The following is a 15560-nucleotide window of genomic DNA, read 5'->3' on the forward strand; positions in this document are numbered from 1 at the left end:
CTCAGGGCGTGTAGAGTGGGGGCCCCTTCTGCCCTGGACCCCACTCTCCACGTGCCGTCCTCGCTGGAATTCGTATCAGGCATCTCCCTGGTGCCCTCGGACTCACCCGCGCGGGAGCTGCTGGCCGCGGCCGCCGCGCGTGCGGGTCTACGGGTGGTGGGCGGTCTCGAAGAGGCCTCCCTGGCGCTGGTGGACCTCACCGCGCCGGGAGGGCTCGCCGCGGGGCAGGCCCTGGTGGACGCCGCCCTCGCCGCCCACCTCACGTTGGTGGTGCTGGTGGCACCGGGCGAACGCCACTTCGCCGAGGCGCAGTCCTTCAAGCCGGCGGACGTCCTCACCGTGCCGGTGGCCATGCACGAGCTGGCCTGGCGGCTCCAGTGCGCCGCCGAGCGCCACGTGGAGCGCGAGGAACAGGCGCGCAGCCAGGAGGACCTGGCGCTCCTGCTGGAGCTGACGGCGGACTACGCGGAGACGTCGGACGTGGAGGCGCTGCTGCACGGCGTCACCCGGCGGCTGGCGGAGAAGCTGGACATCGCGCGCGCCACGCTGGTGATGCTGGGGCGCAGCGCGGATGAGGGCATCATCGTCGCCGCCAGCGACGACCCCACGCTCAAGGACCTGCGCATCGACCTGTCGCGCTACCCCGAGATTCGCGAGGTGATGCGAACGGGCAAGCCGGTGGTGATGCAGGAGGCCTCCACCCACCCGCTGTTGGGGGACGTGGAGCGGCGCGCGGTGGCCGCCCGGGGCATCCACGCCATCGCCGCGCTGCCGTTGCCCATCCGCGGGCAGGTGCGCGGCGTGCTGCTGCTGCGCGCGGCGGGACGGCGGCGCACCTTCACGCCGCGGGAGATCGACTTCCTCACCACCGTGGCGCACGCCACCGCGGTGGCCCTGCGCAACGCGTCCGTGCTCCAGTCCGTGCGCGGGCAGACGGAGGCGGAGAAGACGGCCCGTCTGGCCGCGGAGGAGCAGGCGGCCTCGTTCAAGCCGTACCAGCTCTTCTTCGCGCACGTCAGTGAAGGCGTGGCCATCCTCGACGACAAGGCCTGCGTGCTGTCGCTGAATCCGTCCGGCGCGGCCATGCTGGACGTGGATGCGCCGGACGCGCGGGGCCGTCACCTGCACCATGTGACTCAGCCGGTGGATGAGAACGTGCTGATGGAACTGGTGACCACCGCCGCGCGCGGCGAGGCCCGCTCCGGCGCGGACGTGCAGGTGTGCACCCGCACGGGACGCCGCCTGACGCTGTCCATGTCCGCGGCGCCGCTGCGCGACGAGGAGGCGGCCACCATCCTCTCCTTCCGCGACGTCACGGACGCGCGAAGGCTGGAGGACGAGCTGCTCCAGACGAAGGACTTCCTGGAGCGGCTCATCGACTCGTCGGTGGACGCCATCATCGCGGCGGACCTGAAGGGGCGCATCATCCTCTTCAACAAGGGCGCGGAGGCGCTGTGCGGCTACACCGCGCAGGAGGCTCTGGGCGGCGGCCTCTCCGTGCACCAGCTCTATCCGCCGGGCGTGGCGAAGCGGGTGATGGCCATGATTCGGGCGCCCGAGCACGGCGGCAAGGGCCGGCTTTCCCTCATCCGGGAGGAACTGGTGCATCGCTCCGGTGAGAGGGTGCCGGTGAACATGACGGCCTCCATCGTCTATGAAGGGGGCCGTGAGGTGTTCAGCGTGGGCATCTTCACGGACATGCGCGCGCGCATGCAGCTGGAGCGCAAGCTGTCCGACGTGGAGACGCGGCTGGAGGAGAGCGAGAAGAGCGCGGTCATCGTCGCGCTCGCGGGCACCGCCGCGCACGAGCTGAACCAGCCGCTCACCTCGGTGATGGGCTATGCCGAGCTGCTGAAGCGGAAGCTGAAGGAAGACGACTTCGCCTGGAAGCCGGTGGACATCATCTACCGCGAGGCGGAGCGCATGGCGGAAATCGTCCGGAAGATTGGCAAGATTACCCGCTACGAAACGAAGTCCTACATGGGGGCGCAACAGATTCTCGACCTGGACAAGGCCACCTCCCATGAAGACTGAGACCCGCGCCGTGCGCATCGCCGGCGGCCCTGCCCCCGAGTCCTTCCAGGCCCTGTTCGAGGCGCTCGACGCCCCCGCGGCCATGTGTGACCCGGCCCTGCGCCTGGTCGCCGTCAACGACGCCTTCCGCCGCTTCTGCGCCGACCAGCACGTGGCCGTGGAGGAGGTGGCGCGCACCCTGGCCGGCGCCAGCGTGCCGGCGGATGGCGCCAGCTGCGACGTGGAGCTCTTGCCCGACCTGCCCGGCGTGGTGTTGACGCTGTCCCGCCGGGGCGACGTGGTGGCCGTCCGCGCGCGCAACGAGCCGGAGCTGTCTCGCAACCGGCTGGTGGTGGCGGAGCGGGCCCTTCTGGAGCAGGCGCGCACCGAAGGCGTGCTGTTGGACCTGGGCCGCAGCGTGGCCGAGGCCGGCGGCGAGGAGGAGCTGGTCGCCGCGGTGGCTCGCGGCGTGAAGGAGCTGTTCCCCGGGCGTTCGTTCTGCATCCGCATCACCGACTCGCGGACGGGCGGCCTCACGTCGCTCTACGCGGAGGGGCGGCTGAAGGAAGGCGCGCACGAGCCGCTGGTGCTGATGGAGCGCGCGGTGGAGAAGACGAGCCTGGACCGCGCGTCCCTGCCCGTGGACCGCGTGGCGGTGCTGGGCGAAGTCCCGCTGCTGTTCCAGGACAGCACCCACGGCGTGAGCGCGCCGCTGGTTGCCAGCGGGCAACTCTTCGGCGCCATCAACATGGAGTACCCGGCGGACTTCGTCTCCGACGTGCCGCATGACGAGCGCGTGCTGCTCCAGCTCGCCAACCAGGTGGCGGTGGCGGTGAAGAACGCGAAGCTCATCGATGAGCTGACGTTCGTCCGCAAGTACCTGGAGGACCTGCTGGAGAAGGCCAACGCCCTCATCCTGGTGGCGAACCGGGACAAGCAGGTCGTCGTCTTCAACCAGGCGCTGAGCGCGCTCACCGGCTTCGGCAAGGAAGAGGTGCTGGGCCGGGACTTCTTCTGGCTCATCCCGGAGAGCGAGCACCTGCGGCTCAACCAGCTCATCGCCGCGGCGATTCGCGGCGAGCCGGTGAACAGCTTCGAGACGCGGCTGCTGACGAGCAGCGGCGCGGAGGTGCGCGTCTCCTTCGCGACCTCCTCCAAGCTCTCCCAGCACGGGGAGGTGGAGGGCGTCATCGCCATCGGTCAGGACATCACGGTGGTGAAGGAGCTGGAGAAGCGCATCATCCACGCGGAGAAGCTGGCCTCCATCGGTCAGCTCGCCGCCAGCGTGGTGCACGAAATCAACAACCCGATGACGGCGGTGGCCACGTACGCGGACGCGCTGCTCCAGCGCTCGCGGATGACGCCGGGGGCCAACCCGGCGGACCAGGAGAAGCTGCGCAAAATCCTGGAGAGCAGCCACCGCATCCTCCGCTTCACGCGAGACCTGGTCAGCTACGCGCGCCCGGCGCAGGACCGGCCGGAGCGGGTGCAACTCAACGCCATCGTGGACATGGCGGTGGGCTTCTGCGAGCACGTGGTGGCCCAGGCGCGCGTCAGCATCCAGCGCGAGTACATCGACCTGCCGCCCCTGTCCGCCGTGCGCGCCAACCTGGTGCAGGTGTTCGTCAACCTCATCACCAACGCGTGCCACGCGATGCCGCCGGGAGGCTCCGTCATCCTGGCCACGGGCCGTGACGGGCAGGACGCGGTGGTGAAGGTGCGCGACACGGGCACGGGCATCGAGCCCAAGCACCTGCAGCGCATCTTCGAGCCCTTCTTCACCACCAAGCCGGAAGGGCGGGGCACCGGCTTGGGGCTCTCCATCTGCCAGGGCATCGTGGAGAACCACGGTGGCCGGCTGACGGTGGAGAGCACCATGGGCGAGGGCACCACCTTCATCGTGCGCCTGCCGCTTCAGCAGGGCTGAGCCCGCGCTCAGTCCCGCATGTAGTGGCAGGTGTAGCCGCCCGGGTTCTTCACCAGGTAGTCCTGGTGATAGTCCTCGGCGGGGGTGAAGGCGCCCGCGGGCACAATCTGCGTGACGACGGGCCGGGGCCACTTCTTGGAGGCATCCACCCGCGCCTTCACCTGCTCGGCGACGCGCTTCTGGGCGTCGGACAGGTAGAAGATGGCGGAGCGGTACTGCGTGCCCACGTCATTGCCCTGACGGTTGAGCGTCGTCGGGTCGTGCATGCGGAAGAACCCCTGCTCCAGCAGCGTCTCGTACGTCAGCCGGGTGGGGTCGAACACGACGCGCACGGCTTCGGCGTGCCCCGTCTTGCCGGAGCTCACGTCGTGATACGTGGGATTGCGGAAGGCGCTGGAGCCGCCCGTGTAGCCCACCTCCGTCTGGACGACGCCGGGAATCTTGCGCAGCAGGTCCTCCATGCCCCAGAAGCACCCACCCGCCAGCAGCGCTGTCTCCGTGAAGGGCGAGGCGTCCTGGCGCTTCGTGGCGGCGGCCGGAGCGGGGCGGCCGAAGAGTGGCAGCCAGGCCCCATAACCCTCCTTCGCCAGGTCATTCACCGCGACGAAGCGCAGGGCCGCGGAGTTGATGCAGTAGCGCGTCTTCGCGGGCGCGGGGCCGTCTCCGAAGAGGTGGCCCAGGTGTGAGCCCGCGGCCTTCGAGCGCACCTCCACACGCTCCATGCCCTGTGTGCTGTCCCGCTTCTCGACGACGCGAGCGCTGTCCACCGGGCGAGTGAAGCTGGGCCAGCCGGTGCCGGAGTCGAACTTGTCGCGCGAGGAGAAGAGGGGCTCGCCGCTCACCACGTCGACGTAGAGGCCCTCGTCGTGGTGGTTCCACAGGGGATTGCGGAAGGCGGGCTCCGTGGCGCCCTTCTGCGTCACCTCATAGGCCAGCGGGGACAAGGTGCGCCGCAAGTCGGCGTCCGAGGGCTTCTCGTAGCGGCGGGTGTCCTGGATGGTGGGGCCTGGCGCGGTGGGCGCGGCCCCGCGGGCCTCGGTGCACGCGGACAGCACGGCGAGCGCGGCAAGGGCCAGGGGCATGAGCCGACGGGCCAGGGACGAGGACGTGGAGGCGGTGGGCATGGACGCGGTCTCCGGAAGTTCCCGCGAGCGCGGGTGCTTCTGTGTGTACGCGCGAGGCCCCCAGGTGGTTTCAGAGGCGGTGACACCGGGCCTCGGCCCGCCGGGCATGCAGGCGGGCGTCCCGGCGCATCGTCACGACTCGCCGCTGGCCTTGTCCTCGTCGTCCAGCTCGCGGGTGAACTCCTCGTTCGTGAGCAGGCCCTTGCGCGCCATGATGCGCATCAGCGCCCAGAACTTCCGCTCCAGCTCCTCGACGCGGTCGGGGTCTTCTCGCGCTTGTCCGAAGAGGTAGTCCAAGTCGTCCAGCACGCCGCCCGTGTTCGCCACCGCGGCCTTGGGCTTCGCGGCGCCGCCCTGTCCGCGCTTCTGCCTGCTCTGCTCCTCGCGGGCGCGAATCAGCTCCGCCAGGGACGTGCGCTGCGTCGCCTCGCCGGGCGGCAGCTCCTCGCCGATGATGACCTCCTCGTCGTCATCCTCTTCGGACGGCGGCGCCGTGGGGCGTGTCACCGGCGGCGCGGCCTGCACCGGCTTCGCGGCGGGCCTCGCGGGCGCGGGGCGGCTGGCGGAGGGCGAGGCCACCGGCACCTTGTGGTAGTAGCGGAGGATGGCGCCGCGCACGGTGGACAGCGGCGCCACGCGCGGGCTGACCTTGAGGCCGGTGGTGAACTCAATCTCCTCCACCGCCGTCACGTTGAGCGGATCGCTCATCGCCACCACGAGCTGTTTGCGCCCGCCTGTGCTCTCCAGTGCGATGGGGAACAAGTCGTGCTGTTCGCAGAAGCGCGCGCGCAGCATGTGCACCGCCGCCCACTCCGGCGTGGTGGCCGCGAGGTCCACTCGCGGCAACCCCAGGGCCTGGCTCAGCGCGTCCGCGAGCGTGGCCTCCGTGATGGCACCCTGCGCGATGAGGGTGGCCCCCAGACGCTGTCCTGATTTCCGGTGAGCCGCGAGCCCCGCCTCGAGCTGGGCGACGCTGATCGCCCGCTGCTCCAACAGGAGCTCGCCAATGCGCTTCCTCGCCATGAATCCGGCCTTAACACGCGCGACGAAACCCAGGAAGCAAGCGCGGTGTCACATCTGGAGGCACTTGGGAATACCCCCGAAAATGCCCGCGCTGCTGCTTGGAGGACGGCCTGGCAAGAGGGGGTTCAGCGCAAAATTCCTGTGAGATTTCAGCACTTAACGGCGCTGCCCCTACCTTGACACCCCACACGCCCATTCCTAAAGTCGGCACACCGTTTTCAACATCCATTCCTGCCGCCCAACCGGGTGGACCGTCCGCTCGGGGGGACGTCAGGTCTGGAAGGTCCGCTAGAGCGGGCCAAGCTGCCTGTGGAGGCAACACTCGATGGACCTGGCGTCTGTGACGAACCTGACCGTGCTGGCGAATGTCGGCGGCCCTCAGCGGGGCTTCTTCGAAGAAATCGCCATGCGCTGGGAGGCCGGCCAGTGGGGTATGTACCCCATCGCCGCCTGCCTCATCGTGGCACTCGCCATCATGGTCGAGCGAAGCATCATCCTTTTCGGCAAGGCCTCCATCAACAAGGAGGCCTTCCTGCGTGGCCTGAAGAAGCACATCTACGCGGGTGACCTGGACAAGGCCATCAACTACGTGGCCGGCCAGAAGTCCACGCCGCTGACGAACGTCATCAAGGCCGGTCTGATGAACGTTCCGAAGGGCAACGACGAGGTCCAGGCCGCGCTCGACGAGGCCAGCCTCCGCGAGACGCCGAAGATCGAGGCCCGCACCGGTTACCTCGCCATGCTCGGCAACGCGGCGATGCTCGCCGGTCTGCTCGGAACGGTGTCCGGTCTCATCGCCTGCTTCGAGGCCGTGGCCAACGTGAACCCGGCCGACAAGGCGGCGATTCTCGCCATCGGTATCTCTGAAGCCATGAACTGCACCGGCTTCGGTCTGCTCACGGCCATCCCGGCGCTGATCTCCTTCTCCGTGCTGACGGGCCGCACGCAGAGCCTCATCAACGACATCAACGAGACCAGCGTCTCCGTCCTCAACCTCATCGTGGCCAACAAGGACAAGTTCAAGAACCTGAACGTCCCCACGGCGGCTCGCGACGAGGAGTAGGAAGTCCTTCGGGAACCCGGAGTCCGGGCGCGCTGTCCTGTCCCCACGGATGTGGGGACGCGCGGCGCGCTTCCATCAGTCTCACCGACGCTCACTGAGCGCGGCCGAAGGAGAAGAACGCCATGGCCGGCGGAATGGACACAGGTGGAGGCAAAGGCGGCAAGAAGTCGCTCGACACCTCTATCAACCTCACGGCATTCATCGACCTGATGGCGGTGACCATCAGCTTCCTCATCCTGACGGCGGTCTGGACCCAGATTGGCCGGCTCCAGGTTTCGCAGGCGGGTGGCCCCTCCACGGAGGAGGAGCAGCAGCAGGAAGAGCAGACCAAGACGGTCCAGCTCAACCTGCTCATCACGCCCACGGAGCTGCGGCTGTCCGCGGACCAGAGCGCCTTCGATCCGATTCCCCTCACCAAGGATGCGAAGGGCAAGACGGACCTGTCCAAGCTGGTGGCGCGCTTCAAGGAACTGAAGGCGCAGCTGCCGGACCAGTCCGCCATCACCCTGCAACCTGAAGACAAGGTCCGCTACGAGGACCTGGTCCGCATCATTGACGAGTGCATCGGCGCTGGGCTGCCCCAGGTGTCGGTGTCCGCGGCGATGGGCTAGCCGCCCAAGGAGCTCACGACACGTCATGGCCATTCAGGTTCCAGGCAAGCGATACGGCAAGCGGCTCCAGCACTCCAAGGTGTTCGGGCACGGCGGGACCGCGAAGAAGAGCGGTTACTCCGACCTTCTCATCACCCCGCTGGTCGACATGTTCATCATCATCGTGCTCTTCCTCATCGCGAACTTCTCCGCGACGGGTGAGGTGCTGATGATGACCAAGGACATCGAGCTTCCCGAGGCGGTCAACGTCAAGGAAGTGGAGATGCACCCGGTGGTGATGGTCTCCGGTGATCAGATCAGCGTCTCCGGCACCATCATTGGCCGCGTGGAGGACTTCACCAAGGACGAGTACCTCAACATCCCGTCGCTGGAGGAGAAGCTCCGCGACATGAAGAAGCAGTACGAGGACCTCCACTCCATGGCGCAGGACACGGCCAACACCTTCAAGGGCGACATCAACATCCAGGCCCACAAGGACGTGGAGTACTCCATCATCAAGCGGGTGATGTTCAGCTGCGCCACGGCGGGCTACAACAACATCAACTTCGCGGTGATTACGGCGGGCGATGCCGAGGCGGTGAAGGCCGCCAGCACCAAGGCCACCCCGTAGCTTCCAGGTGATTGGGCCTTGGGGCCCCGCGACGCCCTGGTCCTCGTGGCCAGGGCGTTTTCGTTTTTGAAGAAGGACGCGTCTTCATGCTGCTTCGTGCCGTCATCTTCGACCTCGATGGAACCCTGGTGGACTCGCTGGGGGACATCGCCGATGCGACGAACCACGCGCTGGCCCACCACGGTCTGCCCACCCATCCGGAGTCCGCGTACCTGCGCTTCGTGGGCAGCGGTGTCCGGGAGTTGATTCGCCGGGCGGTGCCTTCAGGGCAGGACGCGCTCATCGAGCCGGTGCTGGCCTCCTACAAGGCCTACTACGACGGCCACCTCTTCGACCGCACCGCGCACTACCCGGGCATCCCGGAGATGCTGACCGCGCTGGCCGCCCAGGGCGCGAAGCTGGCGGTGCTCAGCAACAAGTCAGACGACTTCGTGAAGCGCCTGGTCGCACGCCTGCTGCCGCAAGCCTCCTTCGCCGCCGTGTACGGTGAGCGGCCGGAGCTGCCGCGCAAGCCGGACCCGACGGCGGCGCTGGCGTTGGCCTCGGAGCTGGGCGTACCGCCCGCGGCCTGCGGCTTCGTGGGGGACACCTCCATCGACATGGACACGGCGCGCGCGGCGGGGATGTACGGCGTGGGCGTGGCCTGGGGCTTCCGCGAGGTGGACGAGCTGAAGGCCCACGGCGCGCGCGCGGTGGCCGCCACCGCGGCGGAGTTGCTGGCGGCGCTGCGGGATGCCAGGCCTTGAACAGGGAGAAGGCCCGCGTGGGCGCACTCCAGTCCCGCTTCGCTGTTGAGTAGAGGGCGGCGACCCTGAGCGGTGTGTTGCTCCGGCGACCCATGTCTCCGGGCGGCCGCCATTCGAAAAACGGCTGCGTACAGTGCGGAGCCCATGCGAGCTCCGATGTGCCGCCGCTCTTCCGCCGCGAGACGCGCCGTGGTCCTGGCCACGGCGTGGGTACTCGGTTGTGGGCGCTCGCCTTCCTTCGGGGAGCGCGAGCCCTTCATTCCCCGGGACGCCGCGGAGGTCCTGGCGCGCGTGCCGGCCGTCGGTGTGGATGCGCGCGCCCGCGAGCGTGCCGCGCTTCGCAAGGCCCTGGCCGGGCACGCCGGACAGTTGGACATGGCGCTGCGCCTGGCGCGGTTGGAAATCGAGGCGAGCCGCGTGTTGGGAGAGCCTCGCTACCTGGGGCGCGCACAGGCGGCGCTGCGTCCCTGGTGGGACCTGGCCACGCCGCCGCCGGGCGTGCGGCTGGTACGCGCCACCTTCCACCACGCGCGGCGCGACTTTCCGGCGGCCTTGGAGGACCTGGACGCGGTGGTGAAGGAGGACCCCGGCAACGTCGACGCGTGGTTGCTGCGCGCGGAGGTGTTGGGGATTCGAGGCGAGCATGCCGAGGCGGCCCGCAGCTGCGAGAGGCTCACCGCGTTGACCTCTTCGTTGACGGTCGCGGTGTGCGAGGCCCGGGTACGAAGCCTCGCGGGCCATTCGCGCAAGGCGCACGCGCTCCTGTCGGAGGCGCTGCGGCGCAGCGAGCGCAGTCAGGAGTCACGCACGCGCGCACTGGCCACGCTGGCGGAGGCCGCCGCGCTGGCGGGGGATGCCGGCCTGGCGGAGCGTTACTTCCTCCGGGCGCTCTCGCTGGATTCGAAGGACTACGCCGCACGCGCGGCCTACGCGGACCTGCTGCTGGACGCGGGCCGCGCGCGGGAGGCAGCCGTCGTGGTGATGGACCACACGCAGGACGACCGGCTGCTCCTGCGCCACGCGTTGGCGGAGAACGCGCTCGGGTCGTCTCGCGCGTCTGAAGTCACCCAAGCCTTGTCCCGCCGGTTCGAGGAGAGCCGCCTGCGGGGGGACAGTCTCCTCGCGCGCGAGGAGGCCCGCTTCGCGCTCCAGGTGGAGAAGGCGCCGGAGAAGGCGCTCCGGCTGGCGCAGGCCGTGTGGGCATCACAGCGTGAGCCATGGGACGTGCGGCTGTTGATCGAAGCCGCGCTGGCCGCAGGCAGACCGGAGGCGGCCCGGCCCGCGCTGGACTTCCTTCAAGCTTCGGGCTGCGAGGACCCGGGGCTCGTCTTCCTGGCCGAGCGCGTGCGGAGCCTGCTGCCATGAGCCGCGTTGCCCTGCTGTCGCTCCTGCTGGCCTCCCTGTCCGCCCTGGCGCAAAAGCCGAGCGACAGCTACCTGCAAATCATCGAGGCGGACGGCCAAGGCATCTCCGGCCGGTGGGACGTGTCGCTCCAGGACCTGGACGACGTCCTCGGGTTGGACGCGGGCGGAGACGGCGCCATCACCTGGGGCGAGGTGCTGGCGCGCGAGGCCGACATCCGGCGCTATGTGCTCGGCCGGCTGGTGCTCGGGGCGGAAGGTTCGCCCTGTGCGCTCGTTCCCCAGGGCGGGCTGCACATCCGGCAGCACTCGGACGGGGCCTATGCGGTGCTGGACTTCGACGCGCGCTGCACCGGCCCCGCCGCGCGGCTGGACGTGGACTACACGCTGCTGTTCGATCGCGACCCGCTTCACCGGGGCATCGTGCGCGTGGGCGCGCGCGAGCCGCTCATCTTCTCCGCGTCCCAGCACTTCGCGCGGGTGCGCCTGCGGGACGAGTCTCCCTGGCGCACCGCGGAGCGCATGACGGTGGAGGGGGCGCTGCACGTCGTGACGCGGGCCGACCACCTGCTCTTCCTCTTCGCGCTGCTGCTGCCCTCGGTCCTTCGCCGTGACGCGGACGGGCGGTGGGTGGCCGTCTCGGATTTCGGCACGGCGCTGTGGGACGTGGTGAAGGTGGTGTCCGCCTTCACCGTGGCGCACGCGCTGACGTTGGTCGCCGCCACGCTGGGCTGGGCATCCCTGCCGCCGCGCTTCGTGTCGGTCGCCATCGCGCTGGGCATCCTGGTGGCGGCGCTCGACAACGTCCGCCCCCTGGGGTGGGGGACTCGCTGGACGGTGGCCTTCGTGCTGGGACTGCTGCACGGTTTCGGCTTCGCGTCGGTGCTGGCGGGGATGGGGCTGTCCGCCGGAAGCCTCGCGCTGGCGCTGCTGGGCTTCAACCTGGGCGTGGAGCTGGGACAGGTGGCCTTCGTGGCCGCGTTGTTGCCCCTGGCCTTCGTCTTGCGACAGGCGCCGCTCTACCGCCGCGCGGTCGTCGTGGGCGGCTCGGTGGCCATCGCGCTGCTGGCGTGCGTCTGGTTGGCGGAGCGCGCCCTGGGCCTGGGCGTGTCGGTTACCTGACACGCGGGCGTGCCATGTGCTCCGCCCGCGTGTCAGCGGTGGGGCCGCATCGCCGCGTCAGACGACTGTGACTCTGTACTTGTCCTTGTCCTCCGCCCGGTTGTGGGCGGTGACAGCGGCGACGATGTGGCACACCCAGCCCAGGCACCCACCCGTGCCAATCCAGAAGCCTGGGGTGATGATGAGCCAGAACAGGCCCCGGAGCAGGTCCCCGTTGTAGATCTGCCCCACGCCAGGGATGAGAAAAGACAGCAGGGCTGCGATTGCGGGACGCGACATGGTTCGGGTGGCCTCCTTGTCTTCCCCTACGGGCGAGTTCCGAAGCCATTGCACTGCGCCTATCGGCTCCTGGACGGTTGCCTTCCAGTCAACCGGGGGGCAGGTGCAATGCCGGCGGTGCCCCGGCTAGCATGGCCTTCATGGATACCCGCCGGGTCGGCGGGCGGGTGTCGGGGGGAAGGGTCATCTTCGGGCTGCTCCAAGCCAGTGTACGTGGAGTCCAAGGCCGGCATCTGCTGGAGATGCTGGGCCTGGTCGTCGTGTACCTCCTCGCGGGGGCCCTGGGGCTGCAGGTGGCCATCGTGGGCAACATCAGCCCGGCCTGGGCTCCGGCGGGGGTGGCCCTGGCGGCGCTGCTCGTGCTGGGGGTGTCACGCTGGCCCGGCGTCTTCGTGGGCGCGTCGGTCATTTCGGTCCTGGGGGATGCGCCTGTCGTGGCCTCGCTCGGCGTGGGCGTGGGCAGCACGCTGGCGGCCGTGCTCGGCGTGGGCCTTCTGCGGTGGGTGGGTTTCGACAAGAGGCTGGAGCGGATCCGCGATGTCGTCGCGCTGTGCGCGGGAGCGGGCGCGCTGTGCCTGGGCGTGAGCGCATGGGTGGGCGTGGCGAGCCTCGTGCTGGGCGGGCGGCTTCCCTCGACGTCCCTGGCCGCGGGCCTGCGGGTGTGGTGGGTGGGGGACTTGATGGGCGTGCTCGTGGTGGCGCCGCCGTTGATGTTGTTCAAGCGGTGGTCCTGGCCGCGGCGAGGCGGCGAGGCGGTGGTGCTCGCGGGGCTCACCACGGTGCTGGGCGGCGCCATCTTCTTCGTTCCGGACCTGCCGCACAGCGCGGCGCACGCGGCCGCCTTCCTCCTCTTCCCCATGTCCGCCTGGGCCGCGCTTCGCTTCGGTCCTCGGGGCGCGGCGGCGGCCACGCTGTGCATCGCCGCCGCTTCCATCGTGGGCACCGCGCGGGGGCAGGGGCCCTTCGCCACGGATGACCTGACGCAGGACTTGTTGGTGTTGCAGCTCTTCATCGCCGCCAACGCCGTCACCGGGCTGCTGCTGGCGGCGGCGAGCACCGAGCGTCAGCGCGCCATCGGCCAGCTCCAACTGCTGGGCACCTCCGTGCGGAGCGTGCACGAAGGCGTCCTCATCGCGGAGGTCCGCGCGGGAGGCACGCTGCGCACCGTGTTCGCCAACCAGGCGCTGTGCTCGCTCCTGGGATACCGGCTGGAGGAACTGGTGGGCCAGGACCCGTGCTCGCTCTACGGCGCGGAGGAGCCGGAGTTCCGTCAGCGCACGCGGCAGTCCCTGCTCGCGGGCGAGCCGGTGTTCGCGGAGGTGAAGCTGGCGCACAAGCAGGGCGGCCTCGTGTGGAGCGAGGTGCTGCTGTCCCCGGTGCGCGCCACGGGCGAGGACATCACCCACTTCGTGGCCACCCACCGCGACATCTCCGCGACCAAGGAGCTCCAGGCCCGCCTGGTGGCGGCCGAACGTGTGGCCGCGGTGGGGACGCTCGCGGCCGGTGTGGGGCACGAAATCAACAACCCGCTGGCCTACCTGGTGCTGAACCTGGAGGCCGCCGAGCGCGGCTTGAGCCAGGGCGGCATGTCGGGCATGCGCGACGCGATGGCCAGCGTGCGGGGCGCGTTGGAAGGCGCCGAGCGCATCCGCCTCATCGTCCGGGACCTCCAGGTGTTCAGCCGCCAGGGGAACCAGGAATCGGGGCTGGTGGACCTCAACGCGCTGGTGCCGCCCGCGGTGCGCATCATCAGCCACGCGCTGCGCCACCGCGCCCGGTTGGTGGAGGAGTTCGGTCCGGTGCCGCGCGTGTCGGGGAGCGAGGCGCGCTTGGGACAGGTGCTGCTCAACCTGTTGGTGAACGCGATGCAGGCCATCCCGGAGGGCAACCCGTCCATGAACGAGGTGCGCGTGCGCACCAGCACGGATGCCTCTGGCCGGGCCCGCGTGGACGTGGTGGACAGCGGCGCGGGGATTCCCGCGCACGTGCTGCCGCGCATCTTCGAGGCCTTCTACACCACCAAGTCCAGCGGCGAGGGCACGGGGCTGGGGCTCGCCATCTGCCAGCAGATTGTCCGCGCGCACGGGGGCGAGCTGGAGGTCCGCAGCGAGCCGGGCCGGGGCTCCGTCTTCAGTGTGCTGTTGCCGCCCGCGCGCGTGCAGGCACCCACGCCGCCGCGGCCGTTGCCCCGCGTCAGTCTGCCTCAGCCCTCCGCGGCCCGGCGGGGCCGGGTGCTGGTGGTGGATGATGAGCCGCGCCTCGCGCAGTCCATGCGGCTGCTGCTGGAGCCCTTCCACGACGTCGTCACCACCACGCGGGGCAGCGAGGCGCTGGCGCTGGTGGACGCGGGCCACCGCTTCGACGTCATCCTGTGTGACTTGCAGATGCCAGAGACGGACGGCGCCGCCGTCTACCAGCACCTGTGCGCCCACGCGCCGGACCAGGCCGCGCGGGTGGTGTTCATCTCCGGCGGTGCCTATACGCCGGAGTCCCGCGCGTTCATCGACACCGTGCCCACCCGCGTCTTGGAGAAGCCCGTTCGGCCGGACCTGCTCATGGCCACGGTGGCCACGGCCCTGACGGCAGCGGATGCAATGGGGCCGGAGCCGCGCGTGGATGAGGCGTCGCCCGTGGCGGCCGTGAGCGGCGTGCGGCACTGAGGCATGCGCGCGCTCCGGGCCGCGTCGTGCTCACGTCGTGGCATCCACCCGCGATAGCGCGTCCCGGATGGCGGCGCACAGCGCGGCCCGCTCCGTGAAGAGCGCGGTGACGTGCCCGGCGTCCACCCAGCGCAGCTCGCTTCGGGGCCAGTGCGCGTGCAGCGCAAGCGTTTCATCACCGGGCACGAACCCGTCACGTCGGCAGGCCACCAGGACGGCCGCTTCGGGCTGCCGCGGAGGCGGGAAGCGCGCGAGGTTCGCCAGGTCGAAAATCCGCCCCAGCCGGCGCCGGGCCTGCTCCGCGTCGCGCCGGGGGCCATCCAGCAATGCAAAGGCAATGGACCAGGACAGCAGCCCCTGCGTGAAGACGGGGACGGGAGACGCTCCAGCCGCGAGCGCCGCCACGGCGAGCGGCTCCGGGACGACGGCCGCCGTCAGCGCCGCCATGTAGCCGCCCATGCTGTAGCCCGCCACGCCCAGGCGCGCATGGCCCTCACTCCGCAGCCACGCGAGCAGCGCGCGGGCCTCGTCGACCATGCCCAGGTTCATCAAGACGTGGTCGCTGACGGTGCGCAGCGCGCCGCCCTTCTGCCCCACGGGACGGCGCAGGCCGTAATAGGGGTTCTCCAGCAGGAACAGGTCGATGCCTTCCCGCGCGAGCGACGCGTACATGCGCTCTCGCAGGGAGAAGCCCTCCTCACGGGACGCAGCGAGCACGACGCAGGCGCCGCGTGAGGGCCCTTGCCCCGCGCTCAGCCACCGGACATGCGCCGTGCGCGCTGCCGCGTCGAGCCGGGCCAGCGGAGACGGAAAGGTGCCATCCCGGACCTGGAGACCGCGCTGGAGCCGGGGCGCGCTCCACTCGGGGGTGATGGGCGGAGGCCGCTGCTGGAACGGCGCGGCCGCCGCGACCTCTTCGAGGAACTGCTCATCACCCCAGCCCTGGGAGAAGAGCCGGGCGCGGCGGGACAGGCCCGCGAAGAGGACGTCCACCGGATGGGTTCGCAGCACCCGCGTCATC

Annotated in this window: 13 protein-coding genes; 9 read left to right on the top strand and 4 right to left on the bottom strand. The window is 70.1% G+C overall.

All coding sequences use genetic code 11. The features are described 5' to 3' along the window. Positions 1-51 precede the first annotated feature (51 nt). Together BLU09_RS07575 and BLU09_RS07580 are read left to right on the top strand one after the other, a co-directional pair. Positions 52-2034, top strand: a complete 1983-nt coding sequence (locus BLU09_RS07575; RefSeq protein ID WP_244171505.1) for a GAF domain-containing sensor histidine kinase — start codon at positions 52-54, stop codon at positions 2032-2034. Beyond that, the gene (locus BLU09_RS07580) at positions 2024-3940 is read left to right on the top strand and encodes a GAF domain-containing sensor histidine kinase (RefSeq protein ID WP_167371052.1); all 1917 of its coding nucleotides are present in this window, start codon (positions 2024-2026) and stop codon (positions 3938-3940) included. Before BLU09_RS07575 ends, BLU09_RS07580 begins: the two co-directional genes overlap by 11 nt. Positions 3941-3948: 8 nt before the next feature. Here the strand turns inward: BLU09_RS07580 and BLU09_RS07585 are convergent, their stop codons facing one another. Together BLU09_RS07585 and BLU09_RS07590 are read right to left on the bottom strand one after the other, a co-directional pair. Beyond that, positions 3949-5064 (bottom strand): bifunctional methionine sulfoxide reductase B/A protein, encoded by a 1116-nt coding sequence (locus BLU09_RS07585; protein WP_244171506.1) that lies wholly within the window; start codon positions 5062-5064, stop codon positions 3949-3951. A gap of 132 nt (positions 5065-5196) precedes the next feature. Continuing rightward, on the bottom strand, positions 5197-6087 hold the full coding sequence (locus BLU09_RS07590) for a GspE/PulE/PilB domain-containing protein (protein WP_090487709.1): 891 nt from the start codon (positions 6085-6087) through the stop codon (positions 5197-5199). Between the two features lie 325 nt (positions 6088-6412). On the opposite strand from BLU09_RS07590, the gene BLU09_RS07595 reads away from it, so the two are divergent. The 6 genes from BLU09_RS07595 to BLU09_RS07620 all read left to right on the top strand — a co-directional run bounded on the left by BLU09_RS07595 (position 6413) and on the right by BLU09_RS07620 (position 11600). Continuing rightward, entirely contained in the window at positions 6413-7150 is a 738-nt protein-coding gene (locus BLU09_RS07595) for a MotA/TolQ/ExbB proton channel family protein (RefSeq protein ID WP_011556787.1), read from the top strand. Between the two features lie 122 nt (positions 7151-7272). Beyond that, on the top strand, positions 7273-7761 hold the full coding sequence (locus BLU09_RS07600; RefSeq protein ID WP_090487712.1) for an ExbD/TolR family protein: 489 nt from the start codon (positions 7273-7275) through the stop codon (positions 7759-7761). Positions 7762-7786: 25 nt separating this feature from the next. Continuing rightward, positions 7787-8371, top strand: a complete 585-nt coding sequence (locus tag BLU09_RS07605) for an ExbD/TolR family protein (RefSeq protein WP_090487714.1) — start codon at positions 7787-7789, stop codon at positions 8369-8371. 86 nt (positions 8372-8457) lie between these two features. Then, positions 8458-9117: an HAD family hydrolase gene (locus tag BLU09_RS07610; RefSeq protein ID WP_090487717.1), complete on the top strand. Its 660-nt coding sequence runs from the start codon at positions 8458-8460 to the stop codon at positions 9115-9117. 189 nt (positions 9118-9306) lie between these two features. Then, positions 9307-10482, top strand: a complete 1176-nt coding sequence (locus tag BLU09_RS07615) for a tetratricopeptide repeat protein (RefSeq protein WP_244171507.1) — start codon at positions 9307-9309, stop codon at positions 10480-10482. Then, on the top strand, positions 10479-11600 hold the full coding sequence (locus BLU09_RS07620) for a HupE/UreJ family protein (protein ID WP_090487723.1): 1122 nt from the start codon (positions 10479-10481) through the stop codon (positions 11598-11600). Before BLU09_RS07615 ends, BLU09_RS07620 begins: the two co-directional genes overlap by 4 nt. Before the next feature lie 57 nt (positions 11601-11657). On the opposite strand, the gene BLU09_RS07625 is transcribed toward BLU09_RS07620, so the two are convergent. After that, entirely contained in the window at positions 11658-11879 is a 222-nt protein-coding gene (locus BLU09_RS07625; protein WP_026114050.1) for a DUF5683 domain-containing protein, read from the bottom strand. Positions 11880-12010: 131 nt separating this feature from the next. On the opposite strand from BLU09_RS07625, the gene espC reads away from it, so the two are divergent. Further along, positions 12011-14539: a serine histidine kinase EspC gene (gene espC / locus BLU09_RS07630; RefSeq protein ID WP_090487730.1), complete on the top strand. Its 2529-nt coding sequence runs from the start codon at positions 12011-12013 to the stop codon at positions 14537-14539. A 30-nt stretch (positions 14540-14569) separates the two neighbouring features. On the opposite strand, the gene BLU09_RS07635 is transcribed toward espC, so the two are convergent. Next, positions 14570-15559 carry an alpha/beta hydrolase family protein gene (locus BLU09_RS07635; RefSeq protein WP_090487733.1) on the bottom strand — a complete coding sequence of 330 codons (990 nt, stop codon included), beginning with the start codon at positions 15557-15559 and terminating at the stop codon, positions 14570-14572. Position 15560 lies beyond the last annotated feature (1 nt).

The sequence above is a fragment of the Myxococcus virescens genome (genome assembly GCF_900101905.1).
GTDB classification, from domain to species: domain Bacteria; phylum Myxococcota; class Myxococcia; order Myxococcales; family Myxococcaceae; genus Myxococcus; species Myxococcus virescens.